The organism is Bacillus rhizoplanae (genome assembly GCF_917563915.1).
In the GTDB taxonomy this organism is placed as follows: domain Bacteria; phylum Bacillota; class Bacilli; order Bacillales; family Bacillaceae_G; genus Bacillus_A; species Bacillus_A rhizoplanae.
Window position 1 is genome coordinate 1 of sequence record NZ_CAKJTI010000044.1, and the last position, 21,699, is coordinate 21,699.

A 21,699-nucleotide genomic window follows, 5' to 3' on the forward strand; every position below is an offset into this window, starting at 1 on the left:
TCATTCTATAGAACGATATTAATACCGTTCTATAGAATGATGTCCGCCTTTTTTATTTCATTAAAATAGACAAGGAGTGTTTATATATATGACGCAATTAACTTTCTTACCCGAAATTAATCGTAAAGTAACACAGGATCGCTTAGAAGCAATTCTTGAAAATGTTCGTATTTATAGACAGTTTGGGATGATTAGAAATGAGATGAAGGTCACAGCTTCTTGTGAGGTAAGATATCACGACCCAACAAATGTTATTGGAAAGCCAGCCGAAGATGTCGCTTTAGCAAATGTAGTATTAAGTGAACGAGAAGAGAAGTTACAGTGCTTATCTTTTCAAATTGATAAAGTATTAAGTCGATTTAGTAAGAATCAAAGAGAAATAATTGTAAAGCGCTACTTAGAAGATGAAGATGTTTTTGATTATATGGTTTATAACGAGATTGGTATGAGTGAGCGTACATATAGACGTAATAAAGTAAATGCTTTCTATAAGCTTGCATTTGCACTCAGACTAGAAGTTTATGAACAGAAATAGGAAATCTCTATAATTAACTCTAGAGGTAAAACCCCCACCTCGATGCGATCCTTTTTAGCTAAACTCATATCAGAACTATATAGTGATAGCACTAAGTTGTGTGAATATGAGATAGCCCAGCTCTGTAGTTTACTCCAAGATTACATAAAACGATAAATAAGTGTAATCATTTAACTAGGGAATCAAACCTTATTGTTAAGCCTTTTGTGTGTTACATAAAGTTATTACATAAAAGATTACACAAAACCTTTACACTTAGTGAACTCTCGTGTTACATTAAAGGTGCAATAAATGTAAGGGAGAGAAACCTGATGAGAATCGCTTATGCAAGGGTTTCAACTGATGAGCAGTTACTTGATAGACAGCTAGAAGCACTCAATAAGTATGGCTATGATAGATTAATCCAAGAGAAATATACAGGAACTAAAAAAGACCGAGCAGGACTAGCCCAGCTCATGGATACAGTACGAGAAGGCGATACCGTTATTGTAGAAGCCATTAGCAGACTAGGGAGAAACACTCTTGATATCCTTACAACTGTTGAGGAGTTAAATAATATGGGTGTTACTTTCGTATCACTAAAGGAAAATATGGATACTTCAACGCCAACTGGAAAAGCTATGTTCTCGATGATGGCAGTAATTAGCCAACTCGAAAGGGACTTAATAGCAGAACGAACAAAAGAAGGACTGGCAAGCGCTAAGAAACGAGGAGTTAAACTCGGTAGACCCAAACTCGATAATGACAAAATAAGAGTAGCTTTACAGATGTACGACTCAGGAGAATATTCCATTAAGGATATTGTTAGTCAAGTGGGTATTTCTCAAGGTAAGCTATATAAAGAGATCAATAAGAGAAAACTACAAGAAGGAACACGAAAAGGTGACAATTAAGTTGCTGCCTCGTAGTTCCTTCTTTTTGTTTGTATGCGAGTACGGATAATGTATCTGCACCTCTTGAGTGTGCACTTGTTAGTATGCCTGCTCGTGTGTGGAGCTGATAAGCGAGTACGTAAGTTGGTGCTTGTAAGTACGGCTGAAGAGTACCAGCTCATAAAAAGAAATAAATACAAAGACTTATGAGGGAGAACAAAGAGTTTAACTAATAGATCTGTCTTCTCTGGTTTTTTATTTGTCTTATGAGAAGCCGCCTATCAGCACGACTCTTCAGCATACATACAGAACAGGTAATTTGATAGTATCACTCATATGACTACAACGTAGGATAAGTTAATCTGAGGGCTCTCAGCTATACTCCTTAGCGGATACTACCAAGGTGTACAAGTAGGGTACTCATACAGCGTGTATATGAGGGAGAGCCCTGCTCATTGGTGTACTGCATGTAAGAATATGCTATATAGTACCTAGTGTGATAGTAACAGGAGAGTATAGCACATAGCATCTCATTGAGTACGCTACCTCATAAGGTATTTGTTATTGATTGTTGTATGAGGTGATGACAAGTAGTTGTTACTGTTAGTGTGCTTGTCGGTAACGACTATAGAGGCGATCTCATCGAGTACGGGCTCGGTAGTTGATTGCACGAGGTAGCCTAGCTCATATGTACTACCTGTATCGTTGCCTTGTATGGTTAGACTCTGTGGGTAGTGTCCTCTGACAGTTTCTCTCGTTAGCTGGCTCTGAGGGGCTACTCCTTGGCTACTACCTCCCTAGTCCCCCGATTTTTATGACGACGGGGGTGGGTGCGCTTAACGATAGTAGCTATGTTTAGAAAGTATACCTATGAGTAAACTTTATCGTGTTTCTTGAATATAATCTCGAGGAGTAAAGCCAATTAGTTCCCAGCTCGTAAGTTGCCATTTGAGGGGCAAAACCTCTTGAGTTTTCACCTACCTCACTTACCACCTAGAGTTATAGCTTATAAGTTGAATTTTAGAGTTGAAATTTTTTTAGAATTAAATTTTTGAATAAAACTTTGGTGATTAAAACAGGGAGGAGGAAGCACAGTAGAACACTCCTCAGGGGATTTGTATGGTTTTGCCTACTGAATGCCAGCTCAAGGGGAGACTAAAAAAGCTGTAACCTCACAGTATCCTATAGAGGAAACTGGAAGTTACAGCTTATTGGCTGATCTAATTTAGTTGGTGTTCGTAAATAAAGATAAATACAAATAATTTACGAGCTGGGGCTCTTAGGTGTATCTAATTATTTAAACCTATTAGTCCATCTCGTAGATAAATAAATATAAATAACCTTATGAGGTGATACCAATTAGTAATACTCATTAAACGAAAATAAAAAAGAACTACTGAGGTGAACAAACTAGTTAAACTAAAAGATTCCGCCTCGTAAGGTATTTGGAATATTATATATACGAGATGGAAATGAATTAGGATTAACCCCACAAGTAAGGCTAGTCGATTCTCGACAAGAAGCAACCTTGTGAATTTATCTTAAAGGCTTTCCTCCTCAGATATTTTATTTTTTTGTTTGAGGAAGTATGATCTACTTTAGTTAAACCTATATAAATTACATATGAGTAAAACTTGGAGCTGTGCTGATGAGTAAACCGTAGTGTTTGCTTGGTTGGTATAGCTCTTTTTGTTTACTACTTGAGACGGGACTAAGGAGGCTTAGTCGAATTAGGTACCAAGAGATAGCCATGTAGTCTATAAGAATAAAGAAGGTTTTTCTGAGTGGAACAGGTTTAAACCTTAGAGACACAAGGGATGGAGTTACTTTGAAACGACGCATTTTTTTTCGTGTATTTGGAGAATCGACGCATTTTTTTTACATGATTAACTAGATTAAACTACTATTTTTTACTTGTTTTATTTATATAAAAGGAGGTATTTATGTTAAAATAATACAAAAATAGGTGGAATGGAAGTGTAGATAAATGGTCAAACCAGGTACTGTAGTTACATTTGATAGAGTAAAGCAATTTATACATATTGAGTCACTTGGTCAAGGTGGTACCGGAGATACACACCTCTTTAGAGATGAAACTACTGATATGTTTTTTGCATTTAAAAAGTATGCACCTAAAGACTCCAACTATATTGACGAGAATTATGAACGATTTGTCGATGAAATTAAAATTTTATTTACAATATCCCACCCTAATATTGTACGGGTTTATAACTACTATTTGTACCCTGAAAGTAAACTAGGTTATCTTCAAATGGAATATATAGACGGAGTTTCAATTGCCGATTTTAAACCTTTTTTAGGGAAAGGATGGGAGGAAATTTTTACTGAAACAATATCGGCATTTGAATATCTAGAGTCTAAGAATATATTACATAGGGATATTCGTCCAGCAAACATTTTGATAGATAAACATGAGAATGTTAAGGTTATTGATTTCGGTTTTGGTAAAAAATTAGCAGGACAAGATCAGGATGGAAGAAGTGTCCTCTTGAACTGGCCGGTAACACAGTTGCCAAATGAAACGGCTGATGAAGGAATATACAACCATCAAAGTGAAATCTATTTTGTTGGAAAATTGTTTAGTAATATTATTGGTGAGAATCTTACTAATTTTAAATTTAAATATATCATTGACAAGATGATTCAATTAGATCCTCGTGAAAGATATGCGTCGTTTCGCGACATTTCAGTTGATATTTCCCAAGGTGTACTGGCAATAAACTTTACAGAGGAGGAAAAGAGTTTATATAGGGATTTTGCAGAAATACTTTCAAAATATATAGTAAGCCATACAAATAGATACGAGCCTGTTAATGACCCTAATATAATAATGAATCGATTATCTACTCTTATTCGAAATAGCTCTCTGGAAACCTATATTCAGGATAATAGCAAATTAATAAGTTGCTTTGTTGATAATTATTTTACATATAAATCTGCAATTGATATTCCGCTTTCAATTATTATTAATTTTTATCAATTATTACAACAATTGGTTTCTTATAAACAAAAAATAGTGTTAGATAATATAGATATGAGATTATCTCAGATAACCATAGAAATAGACCCTGATGATTTACCGTTCTAAAAAAGTGTTGTACTATGTGTTTTTATACGGAAAAGGTAAATAAATCTAGAAGGGTTCAATTGTATATTTATAGTGATCGGATTTCTTGCTGATTTCAATTTTAAAGCAATTTTGTATTATTCAAGAAAAGGGCCATATACTTAAATAAAAAAAGCCAATATGGATATTGCATTTTTAAAAATGATAGTGGTTAATAGAAGTTAGATTTATTACTAATAATTTTGGTGAAAACTGGAGGATACAATGGCTGAAGCAAATGAAATTAAAAAGGTTGGAGCAGATGAAAATAGAAGGAGAATAAGTAGTTTTATCAAGAAGAATAACAAGTCTATTACTTTAACATTAGGAGAAATTTCAAATTTAGAACAAATAGGTCAAGGTGGTAATGGGCTTGTCTATGCTGGAATTCAAAACAATGAAGAGGTTGCAATAAAGTTTCTTGTAGAAGATACACAATCGAGTAAATTAGACCGTTTTAAAGCAGAATATTTTAACGTTAATTTAATAGAAGAACGCACTAACATCGTTAATTATATAAATTATGAAGAAATTCAATTTGAAGATGGTTATTTAATTTCTGCCATTATTATGAAAAGGTACGACAAAGCACTAAATAAGTTAAGAGAAAATACTTCGGAAATAAGTGAAAAGACCTTTATAAAATTATTTAACTTTTTACTTAATACTTTAGAAAAAATACACCAACATGGAATAATACATAGAGATATTAAGCCTGAAAATATTCTAGTGACAAAAGAAACTGACTTTGTTTTAACTGACTTTGGTATTGCTAACTATAACCCTGAGTTATATACACTAAAAGCAAAAACTGAAAAGAAAGACAGATTAGGTAATTATGAGTTTTCAGCTCCTGAGCAAGCAAAGAAAGGTGCTCTTCCAGCCCCTTCAATGGATATATATGCTCTTGGCCAGGTATGCCAATGGTATGTATTTGGAGAAACCCATAGAGGAACAAATAGAAGTAGAATTACTGATGTCTTTAAATCAGAAGAAGCAGAAGTTATTGAAATAGTGTTAAATAAGTGCCTTTATAATAACCATGAACAACGGTACCAGAGTATTAATGAGATTCTGGAACATATGGAACAAATTAAGGAATCGAGAAGAAAAGTTGATCCCTTTGAAGAGATGTATTTGTTTAATGATGCTATTAGTGCTACATGCCCCTCTGTCTCTAGAGGTCTACAGTTTGTTGAAGATGAAAAATATATAAAAAGACTAGTTGAAAATATCAATAAACAAAACTTCAAACTTAAGCTTTGGTTTAATACTGGAATAGGAAATTCTGATTTCAGTAAACTAAAGTATTTGGGAGATAAAAAGATTTTGTTGGATTATAAAGAAATAAAAATTAAAGGGATATGGCTGTATACTGGTAGTGTTTATGATGATTTAATCATGCTTGAAACGGAAGAAAATGAACCTTTTATTATAGATGGAGAAGAGACTTATAGTGCACTAATAATAAACAATAAACACATAGTACATGGCTATCACCGGAATTCAGGATATATAGAAATTGAGGATGAAGTATATAGTCTTAGTGAACTCGAAGTAGAAGAACACGATAGATCAAATTCTTATAAGTACTATTTTATTGGTACTCAATACCACTGTTCGATACTATGGAAAAATGATTATATTTTGGATGGATTTCAAGAAAAAGGAATAGTGAACAAGAAAACAGTAGCACATTTAATAGATGATTTAAGAAAGAAAAAACATGAAGAAGTAGTATATAGATTATAGTACCAAAATTATGTTTTCATAAAGAAGCACCACATACCTTAATAAAATTTTGCGTTTGTGATATAGGTAAAAAAGGTCCAATATAACGAAAGTATCTGTTGTTAAATTGAATTGTTTGTTTTCAACTAACGAGAGCTTATTTAGATAACACAGGAACTATTTTGCATGTCTTTTGCATTTTCAATATTCCAGAATCGGGCGCGTTTGTTGAAGAAACAAATGATTATTTGTTGTGGTATATTGTGGTAAAATAATAGTAAATGAGGTCATATGTTGTACAAAAAGGATAGATGCAAGCAGGTTTAATCCCTGTTCATCTATCCTTTTCCTTTTATCCTATATAATATGTGACATTATAATTGAATACTTAATTATAGGGTTTTGTAATTATCTTCTTGACTTTTAATAAAAAAATTTAGGTCGGGGTTATATGTGTTTTAGGTTTTAAAATTAAATAACTTTATTGTCATTTTACACAGTCATCTTCGTAATTTCTCGGCTATCGAGGTAAAGCTCCTCAGTTTTTCTTTCCTCAGTTTTGGACTAATTTTCTACAAATTAATACCATAGTATTACCTGAGTCGACCAATCGTTATAAACTATAAGTTAGGGTATTCCTTTCTGTTTTAGATGACGTTATAATTGTCGATGTCATCAGGGGAGGAGGTGTTTTTTTGTTTAAACCAGTTGTTTTTATAGATGAATATGTAAAACTCAAGGTGGAATGTATAAGGTGTAAAATTCTCTTCACCATACGAGTTATTTCAGGAGATGTTATACAAACTGAGTTACTGTTTAGTCAATCTCAACAGGTGTTAAGAAAATTAGAGCAGAAACAAAGTATTGAGTTGTTGGGTTTAGAAGGTGAAATAATCTCTTTTACCCCTCTGAATGGTAACGGTTTGGCTATAGATATAAAAGGAAGAAGTAAAGAGGATGGTTTTGTGCTACCCTCTGAGCAAGCACAAGAAGTTATGAAACTTTTTAGTAAAGCTCTATGATTAACTGTTAGGAGATAAATGAAATGAAGAAAGTTAAAACTGTAGCGTTTAATATGCTTAATCCAATAGATAGGCGCTTATATAACCATATGAAACGGCAAGGGTATTTTAGTACACACATTAAAAGATTAATTCAAAGGGATTTAGAGCAAGGGAAAAATGTATCCTCTGAAGGTAGTTCTACCAAGCTTAAGACAGAATAAAAGCTATGTAGCAAAACACGACAGAGGGTTTCTGTAAGTCTAAATACAACTTGAGAACGATTAAAATAGTACAACTACATAGATTAAACACTAAAGCTGTAATTCACTAGTAACCTGTAGAGGTCGCTTGATGGGTTGCAGTTTTTTTACGTTCTCGAGGTGATCTACAAGGCGTGACTTGCTGGCTACATCTGTTGAATTTCAATTACCGTATTAAGGTTATTCCTCTCAAGCTAAAACCGGGAAGATAAAAAGAACTCCGTAATATTAGTACGGGGTTTTAAGATGAAAAGCTGAGTGAACAAATAGTTAGTGCAGGTCAAAGCTCAAAGTTGAACTCAGTGGAGAGCGTTAAATCCTTGATACTACTGGTTTTTTCTTGGTATGATGCACTTTCTTCATATTAGTTATGAAGGGGTAAATTCGAGAGAAAGTGCCCCAAAGTTTTTCTCATATAGTTTCACTCAGAGCTGAATCTACGTTTCAAACCTCGAAAAGCAATACTTTAATAAATTTCTTCAAAAAGTTTTCGACAAGTATAAACCCAGCAGTACCAACGGTTTAGCGATTTATGAGTCGGACTCAGAGGTTAAATTCGACAGGAAATGACTCAAAATATGTCACACTTTTCGTATATACATTATGAAGGGGAAAAAAGAGAGTTTTCTCTTTGGAGGTATACACCTATATTGTAAAAATGCGATATTGGTTACACTTGGAGCATATTAGTTATGAAGGGGTAGTTTTCCTTAATTTTGATTCAATATTGAGAATGGTAACTATTAACAAAATGCTGACGGCGGTCGCCCCTGCCTGAGTTTTGTTGCTAGAAGCTATGTCTCAATATTGAATATATGTTTCATCTCCTTTTATAAAGGAAAGCTACGAGGAATGTACAGCCGGAAATCTGTACAATCCCCAATTATCTGCTATCTCAGTTGCCCCCCTTCTGAGGTAGCACCTTTTTTAGATTACTAGTAAAGGAATAACTTAATAAATAAAACTATGAGGAGATGATTTCAATATGAACAAAGAGTTCAACGATAAGGTACTTCAGGAGTTTGAAACTTATTTGAAGGAGCACGGAGTAAAGCTAACATTTATAGCTGTCAAGTTAGGTTTAGCCTCCACAACTCTATCGAGCTGGCGACATGGTAACTTCTTTTTTAGTGTTCCAACTCTGAGACATATCCAGAGATACATTGGTATTGAGGAGGAAAACTAAATGGACAACCTACAAGCAGCCAAACAGGAAGTACTCGAAGCTGGATATGAAATTGTGAGTTCAGCTCAGAAGGAGGCTCGAGAGAAATACCTTAATAGTATGAGCCAACGAGATGGAAGACATTTTACGATGATGAAACGAGATAACTTCAAAGTAATCAAAGAGAATTTAACCCTACAGCAACAAGGTGTATTACTTTATTTAGCGACTTGCATGAAAATCAATCAAGATGGAAAATTGTTCACCGAGAAAGGTGATCTATTAACAGTTAAACACTTGGTAGCAAGCTTAGACAAGACGCGATCTCAAGTTAATAAAATCTTATCAGAATTAGAATCTAATGGATTAATTACCCGTAAGACGGTAGGAAAAACAACTTATGTGAATATGACTGATGCGGTATTTGTTTGTGAAAAGCTAAAAGAGGAGTACAAGGTAGTTAAAATCTTCAAAGCTCACCTACAAGAGAAAGCAAAGTCTATTTCGTTAAATGCTTTGGGATTATTCGGTATGATGCTTTCATACATGAGCTGGACAACTAATTTTATTGTCGAGAACCCTGATGAGGAAGAAACTAGTAGGCTTGTACTCTTAAAACGTAAACACCTAGAAGAACTGCTTGGTTTATCTCGTCCAACAGTTAAAAAACTAATGGAAGAACTATGTAAGAATCGCTTAATTATAGAGATTAAAACAGTTACTGAAGCTATTTGTTTAGATCCAAAAGCTGTTAGTCGCCAGACTAGAAAGATTACTTTAGATGAACTACTTGATAACATCGAGAAAGCCTCCTTCTCTAGAGAGAACTTTAAGAAGTAAACTCACAGGGTAATCCGAAAAATGGTAACCAAGAGCCGCTGAGATGGCAAGCCCCCTAAAACTTATACCTCGATTATTCCCCACGAGGTATAAATTCAAAGTTAAACCAACAAGCAACACCTTTTGAGCTAGGTAGCAAGCTTCTTAGTTGCCTTCTCGGTGCTGAAGCCTACAAAGCGGAGCTGAGGAGTTAACCTGGGAGGTTTCCTAGTTATCTCAAGAGGATGCTAACCAAAACTAAAAACTAAAATGGAGAGTGAATGAATATGTTAAACACTATCAAAAACTTATTAGAAGGTAACAATAAAAAGGTTAAAACTGTAGAGAACGCTCAAAAGGAAGTTGACAAGTTAACAGTTGCTGAGAACGAACTACATGATCAACGCTCAAGTGTAGCTAGAAAGATCAGCGAGGTAGAACAAGCTCTAAGAATCATCTCAGCTAACCTAGTAATTGATGAGAAAGACAAAACAGCACTAGCGAGCAAGGAAAAAGGGACTAAGAAGTTGGAAAGCTTACAAGCAGAAGTCGCTGAGCTAGATTCCAAGATTGCTAACACACGAGAAAAAGTTCTAGAGGCTAAGAAAGAGCTTTTCCGCTCTCAAGGTGAAGAAGCTAAGAAGGTAAACATTGAGGTAACTAAAAACCAAATGGTAATTCATCAAATCAATGAATTCTTTGACGTCGACTCTTATAGTGCACATAGCTTAAAAGGTAATCACCAAGCACCACAGGATATCTCACAAGCATACGGATTGGGTGATTTCCAGCAGTTAAACCCTCAAGAGCAATCTTTCATCCTCGGTATTAACAAAGAAATTAACGAGAAGGGAAAAGAAGAAGCTAACAAGATTGTCAAAGAAGTGTTTGAAGCTATAAATGTGGTACTTGATAAACATAATGTTGAGCTAGCAGATCAAACAAAAGAACGTATTGAGAAACTATAAGAGTTGACCTACTCAGTATACAAGAAAGGAGGTTCTTTCTCATATGGAACAAACTATTAAGGACAACTACAAACGCTTGCTAGTAGCTTATGAGTATTCCAGCAAGCACTATCAAGAAACTGGAGATGTTGAGTTACTAAAATATGCGCTTAATACGCTACATGCCTTTGAGAGTGCGCTGGTAAAGTATTACTCGTTAGACGAGCTCAAGAAGTTAATGCTACAAGTTCAATCAGAAGGGGTATACATTCATTAATTGACTTATGACCCGGCTTATAGGTTAGCACCTCACCAGCTATTACTAAAGTAGGTGCAACTATTCTATTAAACTAACGAGGTGAAAACACATGAAATTTAATTATGACAATGGCAAGCTTATTGAGTCGTTCTCAGAGGTGAAACTTGGCGAGGACATGATTAAGGATGCAGAGTTATTCGCAGTAGGTATTCACAGAGGACAAAAATACGAGGTAGCTGATTTACAAAGATTATCTGATAATTTCAACGCTGAGGAGCAGGTACCTATCCAGTTAGATCATTCAGAATCTGCAAGGGATACAGTAGGCTTCCTCGAGAGTGTACGTGTAGTAGGTAATAAACTTCTTGGCACTGTCAGGATTATTGATGAGTTCGCTAAAGAGCGGATTGCCAAGAAATTAATGAAGAAACTCTCCATCTCCTTCTATACAGATTCCACAGGCAAACCCCAAAAACTACGTGAGGTGTCACTCGTAGCGTTCCCTCAAGTTAAATCCGCTCAACTCTTCAAAGAGCAATCCTCACTAGCTGATCTACAAAGAAAAGCAGATGTGTTACAACGAGAAGCTAACCTAATGATGCAATACTCAGAAACTCGCTTACTAGCACAGCAACTTGAGCTAGGTATTAAACAGCTAACTCGTGAATTCAGCAAGAGAGAAGCACCGAAGAAATTGACTGAAGAGGAGAGAACTAAGAAAGCTCAAGAAGAGTTTGAACAATTCTATGAAAACTACGAGAAGATAATGAACTGGTAAAGGCCAGCTTATATAAATAACAGCTGAGGTGATAACTAATGAATAAATCAGCACCAAGAAAAGGAGCTAGACCATCTAAATTAGACGACCCAAGACTCAAAGCTTTAGCCGAGGAGGTTGCGGTTGCCAAGGAGAAAGACGACGAGGAAGCACTCAAGAAACTACGTGGCCAGCTCAAAAAAGAACCAACTATATGTGGAGCTATCAAGGGTGACGGTAGATTGTGCTTAAGAAAGCCACACGTTAAAGAGGATGGTTCTACTAATGGAAAATGTCCGTTCCATGGTGGTAAGTCTACTGGACAAAAAACTGAGGAAGGGAGGAAGAAAGCTATGGCAAATTTAAACCCAAAAGCTAACCTAATTCACGGAGCTTATTCAAAAGACTTCAAAGAAATGCTATCTCAAGAGGAAACGGACTTGTATAACGGTTTAATGGATTACTACATTGAAAACTATGAGGTCGATCCGTTTAATCTCGTACTCGTAGACCGATTTGCTATAAATACAGTTAAATCTATGAGAATGGACTCTAAGGACTTCCTACGAGACAGCAAAGCTTATAACGATACTGAGGTAAAACTTATCCGTTTTGCTGAGTCCCTAGGATTGAACCAAAAGTTTAAGCAATCTAAGGAACACAAAGATAACGCTAGCAATGTTAATTTAAATGCTTTGTTTGATATGGGAGATAACTAACACAACGAGGTAGCCTACTGGGTTGCCTCCTTTAGTTTTTATCTTAAAAAAAGAAGACTAGGGGGTGTTTCTATCTCGGTATCAGCCATCTGTTAATTTATCAATTTTGACTAAAATTTCTTTACCTGAGGAGAAAAATGGACTCTCAGATTTATTTGTATGAGTTTTTAATGAGAGGGTTAATGCCGTTTGTATTTAAATAGAGCGAAAGCTTTTAGAAGGTTCGTTAGGTATCTCTATGCTGATGTGTAAAAAAGAGGAGTAACTTTGGATTACTCCCTGTCAGATTTTTAGTCTAATCCTACTTGTATCTTATTGCTGAGTTCATCATCTTCAAAACTCAGAGTAGCAAAGCTACTTGGCTTATCTCCTTCAAAGATATACATAGCACGTTTACCTGACTCGTTAATTAAATCTCCTTTACCGCCAATTGTTGATTGGAAATAAAGTTTAACTGTTTATAAAAAAGTCGTAACATTTAAAACAAAGTTTCACCGTTTTGAAAAAAGTTTGATTAAAATACAACCTTTATTTCAAAGCTACAACTAAAAAAGTCTATTTCACAATAAAAAGAAGCTGATTACCTACTATATATATGTAGATGCTCAGCTTCTTTTTATATATTTACATATTCTACTAGTTTTTAATCCTCTAAACGAGGGTTTTTCATTTCTACATCATGATTTTGATTATCCACCAGCTATTGGTATTCACACGTGTTAATCCTCTAAACGAGGTCTTTTCATTTCTACATCATGATGGAAAAGTACATGGTGGATGGAATAGGACAGTGTTAATCCTCTAAACGAGGTCTTTTCATTTCTACCGCAGTAGTGCTCCTGATTATTGTTATATTCAATAAAGTGTGTTAATCCTCTAAACGAGGTCTTTTCATTTCTACTGCACCTTAATTCTATCCTACTCTCCCAAGGGGTTCAAGAGCCAAATTACACGCCTTACTTTTTTGTTGTATCAGGGCAAAAAATATTATGTAAACTACGGCTGATTTGAAAATAATTTCATTATTCTAATATGCACAATACCTACGTACATAAGGCTTTTCATAATCAATTAAAATATATTATAAAAATGACATGCTATTATAGATTTTGGACACCTTTTATGAGCGTGTCATTAATTTCACTCAAATATATTTCTGGCACATTTTTGATTAAACTTTTTTATAAAGCTACACCAATACTTTTTAGTTAAATTTCTGTAAACACCCCGAGATAGCGACTAAGTGTGAACTCAATTGAGCACATACCTGATTAGTTACCAACTCCAAGTCCATGACGAGAGAGGACAAGCAAAATAGGATATGCTCGATAGTTTACTATCCTTAGTATACAATTGAGTATATGCCAAATAGAACCAACTCAAGGATGTACTAGCTTAGTAGTGCATTCTAGATGTTAGAGATTATTACTTACCAGTAATAACAATGTGTGGCGTTCTCGTGGTTAATTTTCAAGCCAATTCCACAGAGTTCCTTTATTAAGTTTTCTTTGTTCAACTGATAGCATCTTAGCCAGCACACCAAAGAGGTAACCTTTGAAGTCTTTCTTAATTCGCTTCATCTTCTTAGCAAATATTGATTGTTTAAAAGCTTGAATAGCTATTTCAGTGTATTCTAATAGATCAGGAGAGTATTTCTTATGAGCTAGCATTACTTTTCCCCATAGAGAGTAGACCTCCTTAGCTGAATCGAAGAAAGGTTTTACTGTATTGATAAACTCCTCAGGGATATGTGAGTTAGTTAAGAAAGTAGTATCTAATTTAACTTCTTTACGTTCTTTTGATTCTTTAAGGTCAGTTTTAGAATAAATTGTTTCTATCTTCTTAGTTTGCTCCTCAGAGTAGTTCTCACAAGGCTTTTCGTCTTCTTGGCAAGGTGACAATACAAGGTGACACTCAATAGGATTGATAACAGTTATAAACGCTCCATAACCACCAGTTTTAGCTCTTTTTTGTTCAATTCGAGTAATAACTCCTAGTTTACTTAAGCCTTTTAAAGCACGTTGAATAGTGCGTTTGGAGAATCCAACAGCTTGAGCTAGTGTATCATTCTTTAAATAGCTTACTCCAACAAACTTGCAGCTATATTGAGCAAGCTTAAATAAAACAGTTCTTTCACTGTTTTTTAAATCGTATTCTGTAAGAGCTTTTTCAACAGCCTTGTCCATCTCCGAGACAGACTTGAAGCTCTCATATTGTCTCAGTTCTTTCATATATCCTCCTTAAGTTTTAAAGAAGGAGTAACTCTTGAGCCAGTACCAATAAGCGTGATACAATAGCCAGTGAAGGTTACTCCTTCAGGATTTTTCTTAAAGAGCCTTGTGGGTCGCCAAACTCATGCAAGGCTCTTTTTATTTACTTGTTTAGGTACACTCACAGAAATCCTCATTTTGTTGTTTCCTCAAGATCAAACACCAAGTTACGCTGTAAGTTTCCTACACTTAAGTTGACTATGTAATTCATACCTTCTTGATAGGTGTCTATTGTTGGAAAGCAACCACCTTGCACCATCTTAGAGTTGAGTTCTTGTATTTCCTCAAAGCTCATCGACTCATGAACCTTATATCCTAGAGAGTTAATTAAGCTGTTCAACTCTTGGTCTATTTTGAGATCAATCATGTTCATGTACTCATCTAGGTTCATTACATTGTTAACTGAAATATTGTTTTGGTAGTTCATTTTAAATACACTCCTTAGATGGTTTTTATAAGATTAATAAGTTGTATTTGAAAATCCAACGTGCTTGCTATTGAAAGAGGAGATCTCTATTTGGTCAAGCACGTTGGCATGATCCACAAAGTTTTTTCTTAAATTTCAAGAGAGTTGAGTGGATTAAACTTTTCATTTTGCTCTCTTAGAGCTGTTCCCCAAAGAGCAAGATATCTCTCAGTCATTCTCAAATTGCTGTGTCTTAGCATTCTTTGGAGAGTGAAAACATCCATGCCAGCCATTAAGCAACGATGAGCAAAGGTGTGACGAAAAGTATGTGCTGATAAGCGAACATCATTAAAGTTCATTACTTGTTTGAGTCGCTTAAACATGAGCTTAATGCTATTTGGACTCATCTGTTTCCCTTCCCGTGTAGTAAAAACGTACTCTGGGAGTTTGCCTAGCTCACGTTCAATGAATATTTTGTACTCACACAGTTCCTTTACAAGCTTGTCTGTGAGGGGGACAGTTTGTTGCTTTCGAGCTTTACCGAATAGGGTTACTGTTTGGTTTACTAAGTCCAACTCATTCCAGCGAATATTAATAAGCTCACCAAGCCTTGAGCCAGTTCCCAAAAGGAAAACAATAATGGTGTGGTCTCTGTAGGCATATAGACTCTTATCACGTGTTTTAAGTCTCCTATAGTAACTAAGCATTTGCTTAATATGGTAATCTTGAAAGACCTCAATTTTTATATCCTCTTTAGCCAGCTTCATTTTACGAATAGGGTTTTCTTTCTCGGTAAGAATGTCCTCATGTTGCAAATAGTTAAAGAAAATCTTTAGATGGTGAAGCTTTGTGTTTCTTGTTACTACGTTGTTTTTTCTTGTTCGTTGGCAATACACGAGATAGCTTTTAACAGTTGCTTCTCTGATGTCTTTTGCATCAATAAGTTCACGCTCAGAGCAGAATGCTTGGAATTCATGCAAGGTAGCCATGTAAGCTTGAATAGTGCGAGAAGAGAGATTGCAAAACTCTTTTTCCTCTTTAAAATCCTTCATAGCAAACTTAAGTAGCATTTTCTTATCAGTCCTTTCTTAGTTTTATAGAAACAAAAAAGAGGACTACCTCTGAGACAGCTGATTAGCTGACTAGAAGTAGTCCTCTTTTAACTTGTGGTGTCTGATGGAGACCTCCACAGTTTTAGCTTTTGAGAATGTCCTCTCAAGCCTTGATACTATTAGGTTATATGATCCCGACTGGGTTCGAACCAGCGACCTCCACCCTGTCAAGGTGGCGCTCTCCCTGCTGAGCTACGGGATCAGGAAATTTATATGTATACAAACTAGTATGCAATTAATTGTATGATAGTCTTATAGTAAAATCAAGTAATATATGTAATTATTTTAAATTTTTAGATATTTTAGGGCGTAATGAGTGTTAATTTTTTACTACTCTATTAATATATTATATAAAGGAAAAAGTAATATTTTGTATAAAAATGTATAAATGAAGGGGTATATATGGTAAGAAAAAATTTTAAAATGTATGTACCAAGATATAGAACGATTTCTATTAATGGAGCAGTTCTTGATGTAGATGTATCTCATGATGAATTTGTAGATGAGCTTATAGAATGGCTAGAATCAAAGGGCTGGGCATTTTTAGGGTTAACAAAGGAGATAACAGAAGAGGAGGCTAAAAAAAATTTTATAGATTTATTAGCAGATGAGAAAGATGAGGAGGAGTAGTTCCTCCTTCTTTTTATGCCGTTCTGTGTTTTTTTGTAAAGTTATGATATAGTGAAGGATAGTGAGTAAAAAAAATATATTGTTTTATAGCAATCTTAATATGTTCATATAAAGAGAGAAGAAAAAGGAGAGTTGTATGGGTAATTTAAAGAAAATTTTGGCTTTAATTATTGCGAGCGGTTTATTTTTTATTGCCCCCGCTAAATTTTATGCAGAAACTCCGCCGGTGCCAAATGTGTTTGGACAGTATGCGGTTTCTATTGATGCGAAGACAGGTGATGTTTTGTATGATAAAAACGCGCATCAGCATGCTTATCCAGCTAGTATAACGAAAGTATTAACAAGTATTTTATTGATGGAGTATGTGCAGCCAGGAGAGAGAATTGCATTTTCTCCCAAAGCTCTCGAACAAGAAAAAAGTAATTATCAAATTGAATTTCAAGCAGGAGAGACAGTAGATCGAGATACTGCACTTATGATTTTAATGGTGTTGAGCGCAAATGATATGGCGTATGCGATTGCTGAGCATATTGCAGGAAGTACAGAAAATTTTGCGAAGATGATGAACGAGAAGGCGCTGCAATTAGGGGCAAAGGACAGTCATTTTGTTACACCAAGTGGTCTGCATGATCCAAATCATTATACAACACCTTATGATATGGCAATGATTACAAGAGGTGCGATGAAGTATCCAGAAATTATGAAGGCAATGAATACGAAGCAAACAACTGTTACAACGTCAAGGCAAACAGCTTCTATTTTTAATAAAGGAAGATATTTTGAAAATCCAAATTGTATTGGCGGGAAAACAGGTTTTACAAATGAAGCTCATAATACGCTTGTAGAAATAAATGAAAAAGATGGAAATCGTATTATTAATGTCGTAATGGCTTCACAAAAGCCAGAGATTTATGAAGACATGAAACAAATTGCTGATTATGCTTTTCCTCAATTTACAAAACAACAAGTGCTTGATAAAAACAATTGGACAAAGGAAATGCCTTACTTGAATAAATCAGTACATGGTGAATTAGAACGAAGCGCTGAACTTGTATTAAAGCAAGGTGAAGCCAAAAATGTACAAGCTGTTTTTAAGGAAAATCCTATTGATGAAGCGGAATTATATAAAACGGGTCTTCACCGCGGTGATGTCGTTGGTACAGTAGATATTAAAAAAAATAATGAAACGTTAGAAAGTATAAAGGTTCTTTCGAAAGAAGATGTTGCATTTGAGGAGCCGTCAAAAAATAAAATAACAAATTCAATTCCTTCATATGTACTAGTGGTTGGAATTGGTGCAGGGATTCTTACTGTCATTAGTATTGGAATATTTTTTTGGAAGCGTAAAAAACAGCGGACATTGTCTCAGTAGAAATAGGCAAACAAATTTTGCCTATTTTTTTTATTGCGGTTCTTTAATGTTCGTTATAATATAATTATGAGTTCTTCGAAAAGAATGATAAATTTGAATATTTTTACTTTCGTTTGCATAGAGACTAAGGAAGGGAGCGAGACACATGAAATTAGTTTGGAAAGTTTTTAGTAATATCATTTCGTTTGTTTTGTTTACTGTCATGGTTTGCTTAGCGTTTGTGGTGATTTCATCGAAGGCAAGTGACAGCGCTCCAACAGTGATGGGATACCAATTTAAGACAGTATTATCAGGATCGATGGAACCTACATTTTTAACAGGATCTATTATTGCAATTGAACCAACAAAAGACGGTTCAAAATATAAAAAAGGTGATGTCATCACATTTAAAGAAGATAACAAGCTGATTACTCACCGCATTATTGATGTGCAAAATATAGATGGAAAAGTGTTCTATGAAACAAAAGGGGATAACAACAATGGTCCAGATTTACAGCCAGTTCCTGCTGAAAACGTAGTTGGAAAATATGCAGATATTACTGTTCCATATGTTGGTTATCTACTAAGCTATGCAAATTCTAAAGCAGGAGCAGCATTATTATTAATAATTCCAGGTGTCTTATTACTAGGGTACTCTGCAGTTTCTATTTTTGGAGCAATACGTAGCATAGACTCTGAGAAGAAAAGCAAGTCTTCTGATGCAGGACAATCTGTATAAAGTGAAGCTTTCATCAGTGGGGGTATCCTCCACTGATGGTTAGTTGAACCAATCGGGCTTACTACCCGTCAATGTGGGATAAAATGGTTATCTCAAAAATTATTGAGAATTAATAAATGTATGTAGAACGTAGTGGCAATTGGAATGAGTTTTAAGAAAAAGTGAGGTATGGGAGCATTTTTAATCGATGGAGGAACATTTGCAGCACAGCATACTGACGGAATAGATAAGTAAGAAATTAACGAGGAGGCTATCTTTATGAGATAGTCTTATTCTTTATAAAGAATTGTAGGGTTTGATATAAAATATGCTAGACATTTCTTCATGAATGCATAGCACTTTTGTTTTTACTTAGGTTTACTTTTTTGAGCTTTTCATTATAATAAAAAATTTTTTATAAAGAACTTAAATGTGTACAATGGGAGATGTGGTTATGGAAAAATTTTCAAATAAGGTAAGAAAAACACTCATATTACCGTGTATATGTTCTGTAGCCTTTTATATGGGTTCTCAAGTAGTGACATATACGGAAGCATCTTTTTCAAATCAACAAACAGTACAATCAGACCTCTCAGCCGCAATTGTTTTTCCGAAAACAATTGAAAAATTAACAGAGGAAGCAAGGAATCATAGGGACGCTATTTTCACACATTACAATGTGATAAATAGTGCAGTAAACTCAAATGAAACTGTTGCAGAATTAGAAGATAAGCTTGCTGTATGGAAGCAACACCGTGAAGTAATCAAGGTAGAAATAACAGCAGTGCAAAGCATTTATACTGAGATTGAATCATATTATAACGAAGTAGTAGAAGATATAAAGGTAAATAACAGGGAATCAGCACAAGAAATATTAAAATATGTACAAGCTGGTTTTGCACAAATTCAAAGTATTCGTAATGATATGGACAAGCAAGAGATTTTACAAAAAGTCGATGAACATATTCAAGCATTAGAAAAACAAATCAATGAAGAAAAAATGAAGCAAACAAACGAAGCAAAGAAACAAACGTCTGAACAACCTAAAACGTCTTCTCAGCAAGAACAACAATCTTCAAAACAAGAAGAGAAAAAACAGGAAAATAATGCGAATGTAGAACAACCAAAACAAGTTCAAGAAGACGATTCAGCATCTACACAATCTGAGAAAAGTAAAGAAGAAGTAAAGCAAGAAGCATCAACTGCTGTGGAAACAAAGCAGTAATGCATATTTCGGTTATACCTTCTACATAAATAGAGACTAATATAAAAAATATATTGCAAGAAGAATTTGGAATATATATTATGAATACAATTTTAATTGGGATCGGAATGATGCTTATTGGATTATTTGTATACCAAAAGCGAGAGAAACGATCATAAAGAGAAAGGGTAAGGCACCTCTTATTTGCTATATTAAATAAGAGGTGCCTTACCCTTTCTTGTAGGAAATATCATATATGCATGAAAAAAAGAGAATTTGTAAGAAAGGTAGCGAAAAGGAAAGAAAAACAGGAAAAAATAAAATAAAAACAGAAAATTTAGAAGTTTTTGCGATTTCATTTATACACTTATCGTTCTTTATAATGAACCATAGGTAAGTTTATTAAAGAGCATACATAGAGAGAAAGAGGAAGTATATTTACAAAAGTTATGTCGAAACGAAGCAATTATTTAACTAGTTATATCTCTTATCTTCATAAGAGCTAACAATAAAAAGAAAATTGGGGGAACTTAGAATGGGTATTAAGAAAAAGTTAGGCATGGGAGTAGCATCAGCAGCATTAGGGTTATCTTTAATTGGTGGAGGAACGTTTGCATTCTTTAGTGATAAAGCAGAAACAAACAATACATTTGCGGCTGGTACATTAGATCTTAATGTTAATCCAAAAGTATTGGTTGATGTAAAGGATTTAAAACCAGGCGATACAATGAAGCGAGAATTTGTATTGAAAAATAAAGGTTCCTTAACAATTAAAGATGTGCAATTAGCAACTAAATACGAAGTTTTAGATGCGAAAGGTGATAACAATGGGGAAGACCTTGGTGAACATATTCGTGTAAACTTCTTCTGGAACTGGGATAAACAAAGTGAGCCAATCTATTCTAAAACATTAGCGGAATTACAGAAAGAAAACCCCGATGCAGTAGGTAAAGACGTATTCGCACCAGAGTGGGCTGAGGAAGGCGGACTTGCTCCAAAATCTGAAGATTACTTATGGGTAGAATTTGAATTTGTTGATAATGGTCAAGATCAAAATAAATTCCAAGGTGATAAACTGAAACTAAACTGGACATTCAACGCTTCACAAACTGAAGGCGAAGAAAAATAAGTGATATAACAAAAGCGGGGGCCCTTCCCCGCTTTTGTAGTTTTTGTAGTACAAATAAAAAAGAGTGCCTTCATAGAAAGCACTTCTTCTTACATAACATTATTTTTGTTTCTGTTTCCACTTATTGAACTCTAAAAATTCGCGGAATTGTTCTTTGGAAACACCAGAATGCATGGCTTCTTTAACAAGATTCATCCATTCTGAGTCCATTGCTTGTTCTTCTGTAGGCTCGTCATGAAGAAGAACATCAACAGAAACATGCAGAACGTTGGAAATTTTTTCGAGGAATTGAATTGAAGGATTTTTTTGTAAGTTTCGTTCGATAGAGCTAATGTATGATTTTGCAACGCCCGCTTTTTCAGCAAGTTCTGTTAAGGAAATACCTCTTTGTAGTCGCAGTCGTTTTATACGTTCTCCAATCATGTTAGCGCACCTTTCTTACTTTATGTAGTCGACATAAGATGTAATTTATTATAACACATTTTTCTTTAAAAAGAACAATGATGATTAGTTCTGTGATTCTTGATTTGCCAGTTTTAAAAAATTTGTAATTTCTTGAGTGTCAATATTCATATCTAAAGCTTCCAACAGTAAATCGATCCACTCTTGATCTAGTATTTCCTTTTTTTTTGTTTGCAAGCATGATCTCCCCTTAATGGTTAATCTTTATATGAAGATATAGAT

General features: G+C 34.7%; 21 protein-coding genes and 1 tRNA gene. 16 read left to right on the top strand and 6 right to left on the bottom strand.

Annotated elements, in window-relative coordinates; translation table 11 throughout:
* The first annotated feature begins 88 nt into the window (after positions 1-88).
* The 11 genes from LRP84_RS20820 (at position 89) to LRP84_RS20870 (ending at position 12,195) form a co-directional block, all read left to right on the top strand.
* Positions 89-535: an ArpU family phage packaging/lysis transcriptional regulator gene (locus LRP84_RS20820; protein WP_230576844.1), complete on the top strand. Its 447-nt coding sequence runs from the start codon at positions 89-91 to the stop codon at positions 533-535.
* A gap of 311 nt (positions 536-846) precedes the next feature.
* Entirely contained in the window at positions 847-1,428 is a 582-nt protein-coding gene (locus LRP84_RS20825) for a recombinase family protein (protein WP_230576845.1), read from the top strand.
* A gap of 1,966 nt (positions 1,429-3,394) precedes the next feature.
* Positions 3,395-4,516: a protein kinase family protein gene (locus LRP84_RS20830; protein ID WP_230576846.1), complete on the top strand. Its 1,122-nt coding sequence runs from the start codon at positions 3,395-3,397 to the stop codon at positions 4,514-4,516.
* A gap of 243 nt (positions 4,517-4,759) precedes the next feature.
* Positions 4,760-6,286 (top strand): protein kinase domain-containing protein, encoded by a 1,527-nt coding sequence (locus tag LRP84_RS20835; RefSeq protein WP_230576847.1) that lies wholly within the window; start codon positions 4,760-4,762, stop codon positions 6,284-6,286.
* 674 nt (positions 6,287-6,960) lie between these two features.
* Entirely contained in the window at positions 6,961-7,287 is a 327-nt protein-coding gene (locus tag LRP84_RS20840; RefSeq protein WP_230576848.1) for a hypothetical protein, read from the top strand.
* Between the two features lie 23 nt (positions 7,288-7,310).
* Positions 7,311-7,490 (top strand): hypothetical protein, encoded by a 180-nt coding sequence (locus tag LRP84_RS20845; protein ID WP_230576849.1) that lies wholly within the window; start codon positions 7,311-7,313, stop codon positions 7,488-7,490.
* A 1,225-nt stretch (positions 7,491-8,715) separates the two neighbouring features.
* Positions 8,716-9,534 carry a MarR family transcriptional regulator gene (locus tag LRP84_RS20850; protein ID WP_230576850.1) on the top strand — a complete coding sequence of 273 codons (819 nt, stop codon included), beginning with the start codon at positions 8,716-8,718 and terminating at the stop codon, positions 9,532-9,534.
* Between the two features lie 266 nt (positions 9,535-9,800).
* On the top strand, positions 9,801-10,481 hold the full coding sequence (locus LRP84_RS20855) for a hypothetical protein (RefSeq protein WP_230576851.1): 681 nt from the start codon (positions 9,801-9,803) through the stop codon (positions 10,479-10,481).
* A gap of 43 nt (positions 10,482-10,524) precedes the next feature.
* On the top strand, positions 10,525-10,737 hold the full coding sequence (locus LRP84_RS20860; RefSeq protein WP_230576852.1) for a hypothetical protein: 213 nt from the start codon (positions 10,525-10,527) through the stop codon (positions 10,735-10,737).
* Between the two features lie 91 nt (positions 10,738-10,828).
* The gene (locus LRP84_RS20865; RefSeq protein WP_230576853.1) at positions 10,829-11,497 is read left to right on the top strand and encodes a phage protease; all 669 of its coding nucleotides are present in this window, start codon (positions 10,829-10,831) and stop codon (positions 11,495-11,497) included.
* Between the two features lie 38 nt (positions 11,498-11,535).
* Entirely contained in the window at positions 11,536-12,195 is a 660-nt protein-coding gene (locus LRP84_RS20870) for an HGGxSTG domain-containing protein (RefSeq protein ID WP_230576854.1), read from the top strand.
* A 1,463-nt stretch (positions 12,196-13,658) separates the two neighbouring features.
* Here LRP84_RS20870 and LRP84_RS20875 read toward each other — a convergent pair.
* The 4 genes from LRP84_RS20875 to LRP84_RS20890 form a co-directional block, all read right to left on the bottom strand.
* Entirely contained in the window at positions 13,659-14,426 is a 768-nt protein-coding gene (locus tag LRP84_RS20875; RefSeq protein WP_230576855.1) for a helix-turn-helix domain-containing protein, read from the bottom strand.
* A gap of 172 nt (positions 14,427-14,598) precedes the next feature.
* Positions 14,599-14,892: a hypothetical protein gene (locus LRP84_RS20880; RefSeq protein ID WP_230576856.1), complete on the bottom strand. Its 294-nt coding sequence runs from the start codon at positions 14,890-14,892 to the stop codon at positions 14,599-14,601.
* Positions 14,893-15,020: 128 nt separating this feature from the next.
* A complete protein-coding gene (locus LRP84_RS20885) occupies positions 15,021-15,941 on the bottom strand; it encodes a tyrosine-type recombinase/integrase (protein ID WP_230576857.1) in 921 nt (306 codons plus the stop codon).
* A gap of 171 nt (positions 15,942-16,112) precedes the next feature.
* A tRNA-Val gene (locus LRP84_RS20890) sits at positions 16,113-16,185 on the bottom strand.
* A gap of 200 nt (positions 16,186-16,385) precedes the next feature.
* Here LRP84_RS20890 and LRP84_RS20895 point away from each other — a divergent pair.
* From LRP84_RS20895 to LRP84_RS20915, 5 genes are all read left to right on the top strand, one after another.
* A complete protein-coding gene (locus LRP84_RS20895; RefSeq protein ID WP_230576858.1) occupies positions 16,386-16,613 on the top strand; it encodes a hypothetical protein in 228 nt (75 codons plus the stop codon).
* Positions 16,614-16,749: 136 nt separating this feature from the next.
* Positions 16,750-17,985: a D-alanyl-D-alanine carboxypeptidase family protein gene (locus tag LRP84_RS20900; protein ID WP_230576859.1), complete on the top strand. Its 1,236-nt coding sequence runs from the start codon at positions 16,750-16,752 to the stop codon at positions 17,983-17,985.
* A 145-nt stretch (positions 17,986-18,130) separates the two neighbouring features.
* Positions 18,131-18,703: a signal peptidase I SipW gene (sipW, locus tag LRP84_RS20905; RefSeq protein WP_230576860.1), complete on the top strand. Its 573-nt coding sequence runs from the start codon at positions 18,131-18,133 to the stop codon at positions 18,701-18,703.
* Between the two features lie 433 nt (positions 18,704-19,136).
* The gene (locus LRP84_RS20910; RefSeq protein ID WP_230576861.1) at positions 19,137-19,907 is read left to right on the top strand and encodes a DUF4047 domain-containing protein; all 771 of its coding nucleotides are present in this window, start codon (positions 19,137-19,139) and stop codon (positions 19,905-19,907) included.
* A gap of 514 nt (positions 19,908-20,421) precedes the next feature.
* Complete coding sequence (locus tag LRP84_RS20915) at positions 20,422-21,015, top strand: CalY family protein (RefSeq protein ID WP_230576862.1); 594 nt, start codon at positions 20,422-20,424, stop codon at positions 21,013-21,015.
* A 99-nt stretch (positions 21,016-21,114) separates the two neighbouring features.
* On the opposite strand, the gene LRP84_RS20920 is transcribed toward LRP84_RS20915, so the two are convergent.
* Together LRP84_RS20920 and LRP84_RS20925 are read right to left on the bottom strand one after the other, a co-directional pair.
* Positions 21,115-21,438: a helix-turn-helix domain-containing protein gene (locus LRP84_RS20920; protein WP_230576863.1), complete on the bottom strand. Its 324-nt coding sequence runs from the start codon at positions 21,436-21,438 to the stop codon at positions 21,115-21,117.
* A gap of 84 nt (positions 21,439-21,522) precedes the next feature.
* Positions 21,523-21,654, bottom strand: coding sequence for an anti-repressor SinI family protein (locus LRP84_RS20925; protein WP_230576864.1), 132 nt, complete (start codon positions 21,652-21,654; stop codon positions 21,523-21,525).
* Between the last annotated feature and the right edge of the window lie 45 nt (positions 21,655-21,699).

What these genes read in the sequence shown, in the direction of transcription:
- LRP84_RS20845 (WP_230576849.1), top strand. Translation starts at nt 7,311, where the DNA reads ATGAAGAAAGTTAAAACTGTAGCGTTTAATATGCTTAATCCAATAGAT.
- LRP84_RS20880 (WP_230576856.1), bottom strand. Translation starts at nt 14,892, where the DNA reads ATGAACTACCAAAACAATATTTCAGTTAACAATGTAATGAACCTAGAT.
- LRP84_RS20860 (WP_230576852.1), top strand. Translation starts at nt 10,525, where the DNA reads ATGGAACAAACTATTAAGGACAACTACAAACGCTTGCTAGTAGCTTAT.
- LRP84_RS20835 (WP_230576847.1), top strand. Translation starts at nt 4,760, where the DNA reads ATGGCTGAAGCAAATGAAATTAAAAAGGTTGGAGCAGATGAAAATAGA.
- LRP84_RS20830 (WP_230576846.1), top strand. Translation starts at nt 3,395, where the DNA reads ATGGTCAAACCAGGTACTGTAGTTACATTTGATAGAGTAAAGCAATTT.
- LRP84_RS20865 (WP_230576853.1), top strand. Translation starts at nt 10,829, where the DNA reads ATGAAATTTAATTATGACAATGGCAAGCTTATTGAGTCGTTCTCAGAG.
- LRP84_RS20920 (WP_230576863.1), bottom strand. Translation starts at nt 21,438, where the DNA reads ATGATTGGAGAACGTATAAAACGACTGCGACTACAAAGAGGTATTTCC.
- LRP84_RS20825 (WP_230576845.1), top strand. Translation starts at nt 847, where the DNA reads ATGAGAATCGCTTATGCAAGGGTTTCAACTGATGAGCAGTTACTTGAT.
- sipW (WP_230576860.1), top strand. Translation starts at nt 18,131, where the DNA reads ATGAAATTAGTTTGGAAAGTTTTTAGTAATATCATTTCGTTTGTTTTG.
- LRP84_RS20885 (WP_230576857.1), bottom strand. Translation starts at nt 15,941, where the DNA reads ATGCTACTTAAGTTTGCTATGAAGGATTTTAAAGAGGAAAAAGAGTTT.
- LRP84_RS20855 (WP_230576851.1), top strand. Translation starts at nt 9,801, where the DNA reads ATGTTAAACACTATCAAAAACTTATTAGAAGGTAACAATAAAAAGGTT.
- LRP84_RS20910 (WP_230576861.1), top strand. Translation starts at nt 19,137, where the DNA reads ATGGAAAAATTTTCAAATAAGGTAAGAAAAACACTCATATTACCGTGT.
- LRP84_RS20915 (WP_230576862.1), top strand. Translation starts at nt 20,422, where the DNA reads ATGGGTATTAAGAAAAAGTTAGGCATGGGAGTAGCATCAGCAGCATTA.
- LRP84_RS20895 (WP_230576858.1), top strand. Translation starts at nt 16,386, where the DNA reads ATGGTAAGAAAAAATTTTAAAATGTATGTACCAAGATATAGAACGATT.
- LRP84_RS20820 (WP_230576844.1), top strand. Translation starts at nt 89, where the DNA reads ATGACGCAATTAACTTTCTTACCCGAAATTAATCGTAAAGTAACACAG.
- LRP84_RS20875 (WP_230576855.1), bottom strand. Translation starts at nt 14,426, where the DNA reads ATGAAAGAACTGAGACAATATGAGAGCTTCAAGTCTGTCTCGGAGATG.
- LRP84_RS20870 (WP_230576854.1), top strand. Translation starts at nt 11,536, where the DNA reads ATGAATAAATCAGCACCAAGAAAAGGAGCTAGACCATCTAAATTAGAC.
- LRP84_RS20900 (WP_230576859.1), top strand. Translation starts at nt 16,750, where the DNA reads ATGGGTAATTTAAAGAAAATTTTGGCTTTAATTATTGCGAGCGGTTTA.
- LRP84_RS20850 (WP_230576850.1), top strand. Translation starts at nt 8,716, where the DNA reads ATGGACAACCTACAAGCAGCCAAACAGGAAGTACTCGAAGCTGGATAT.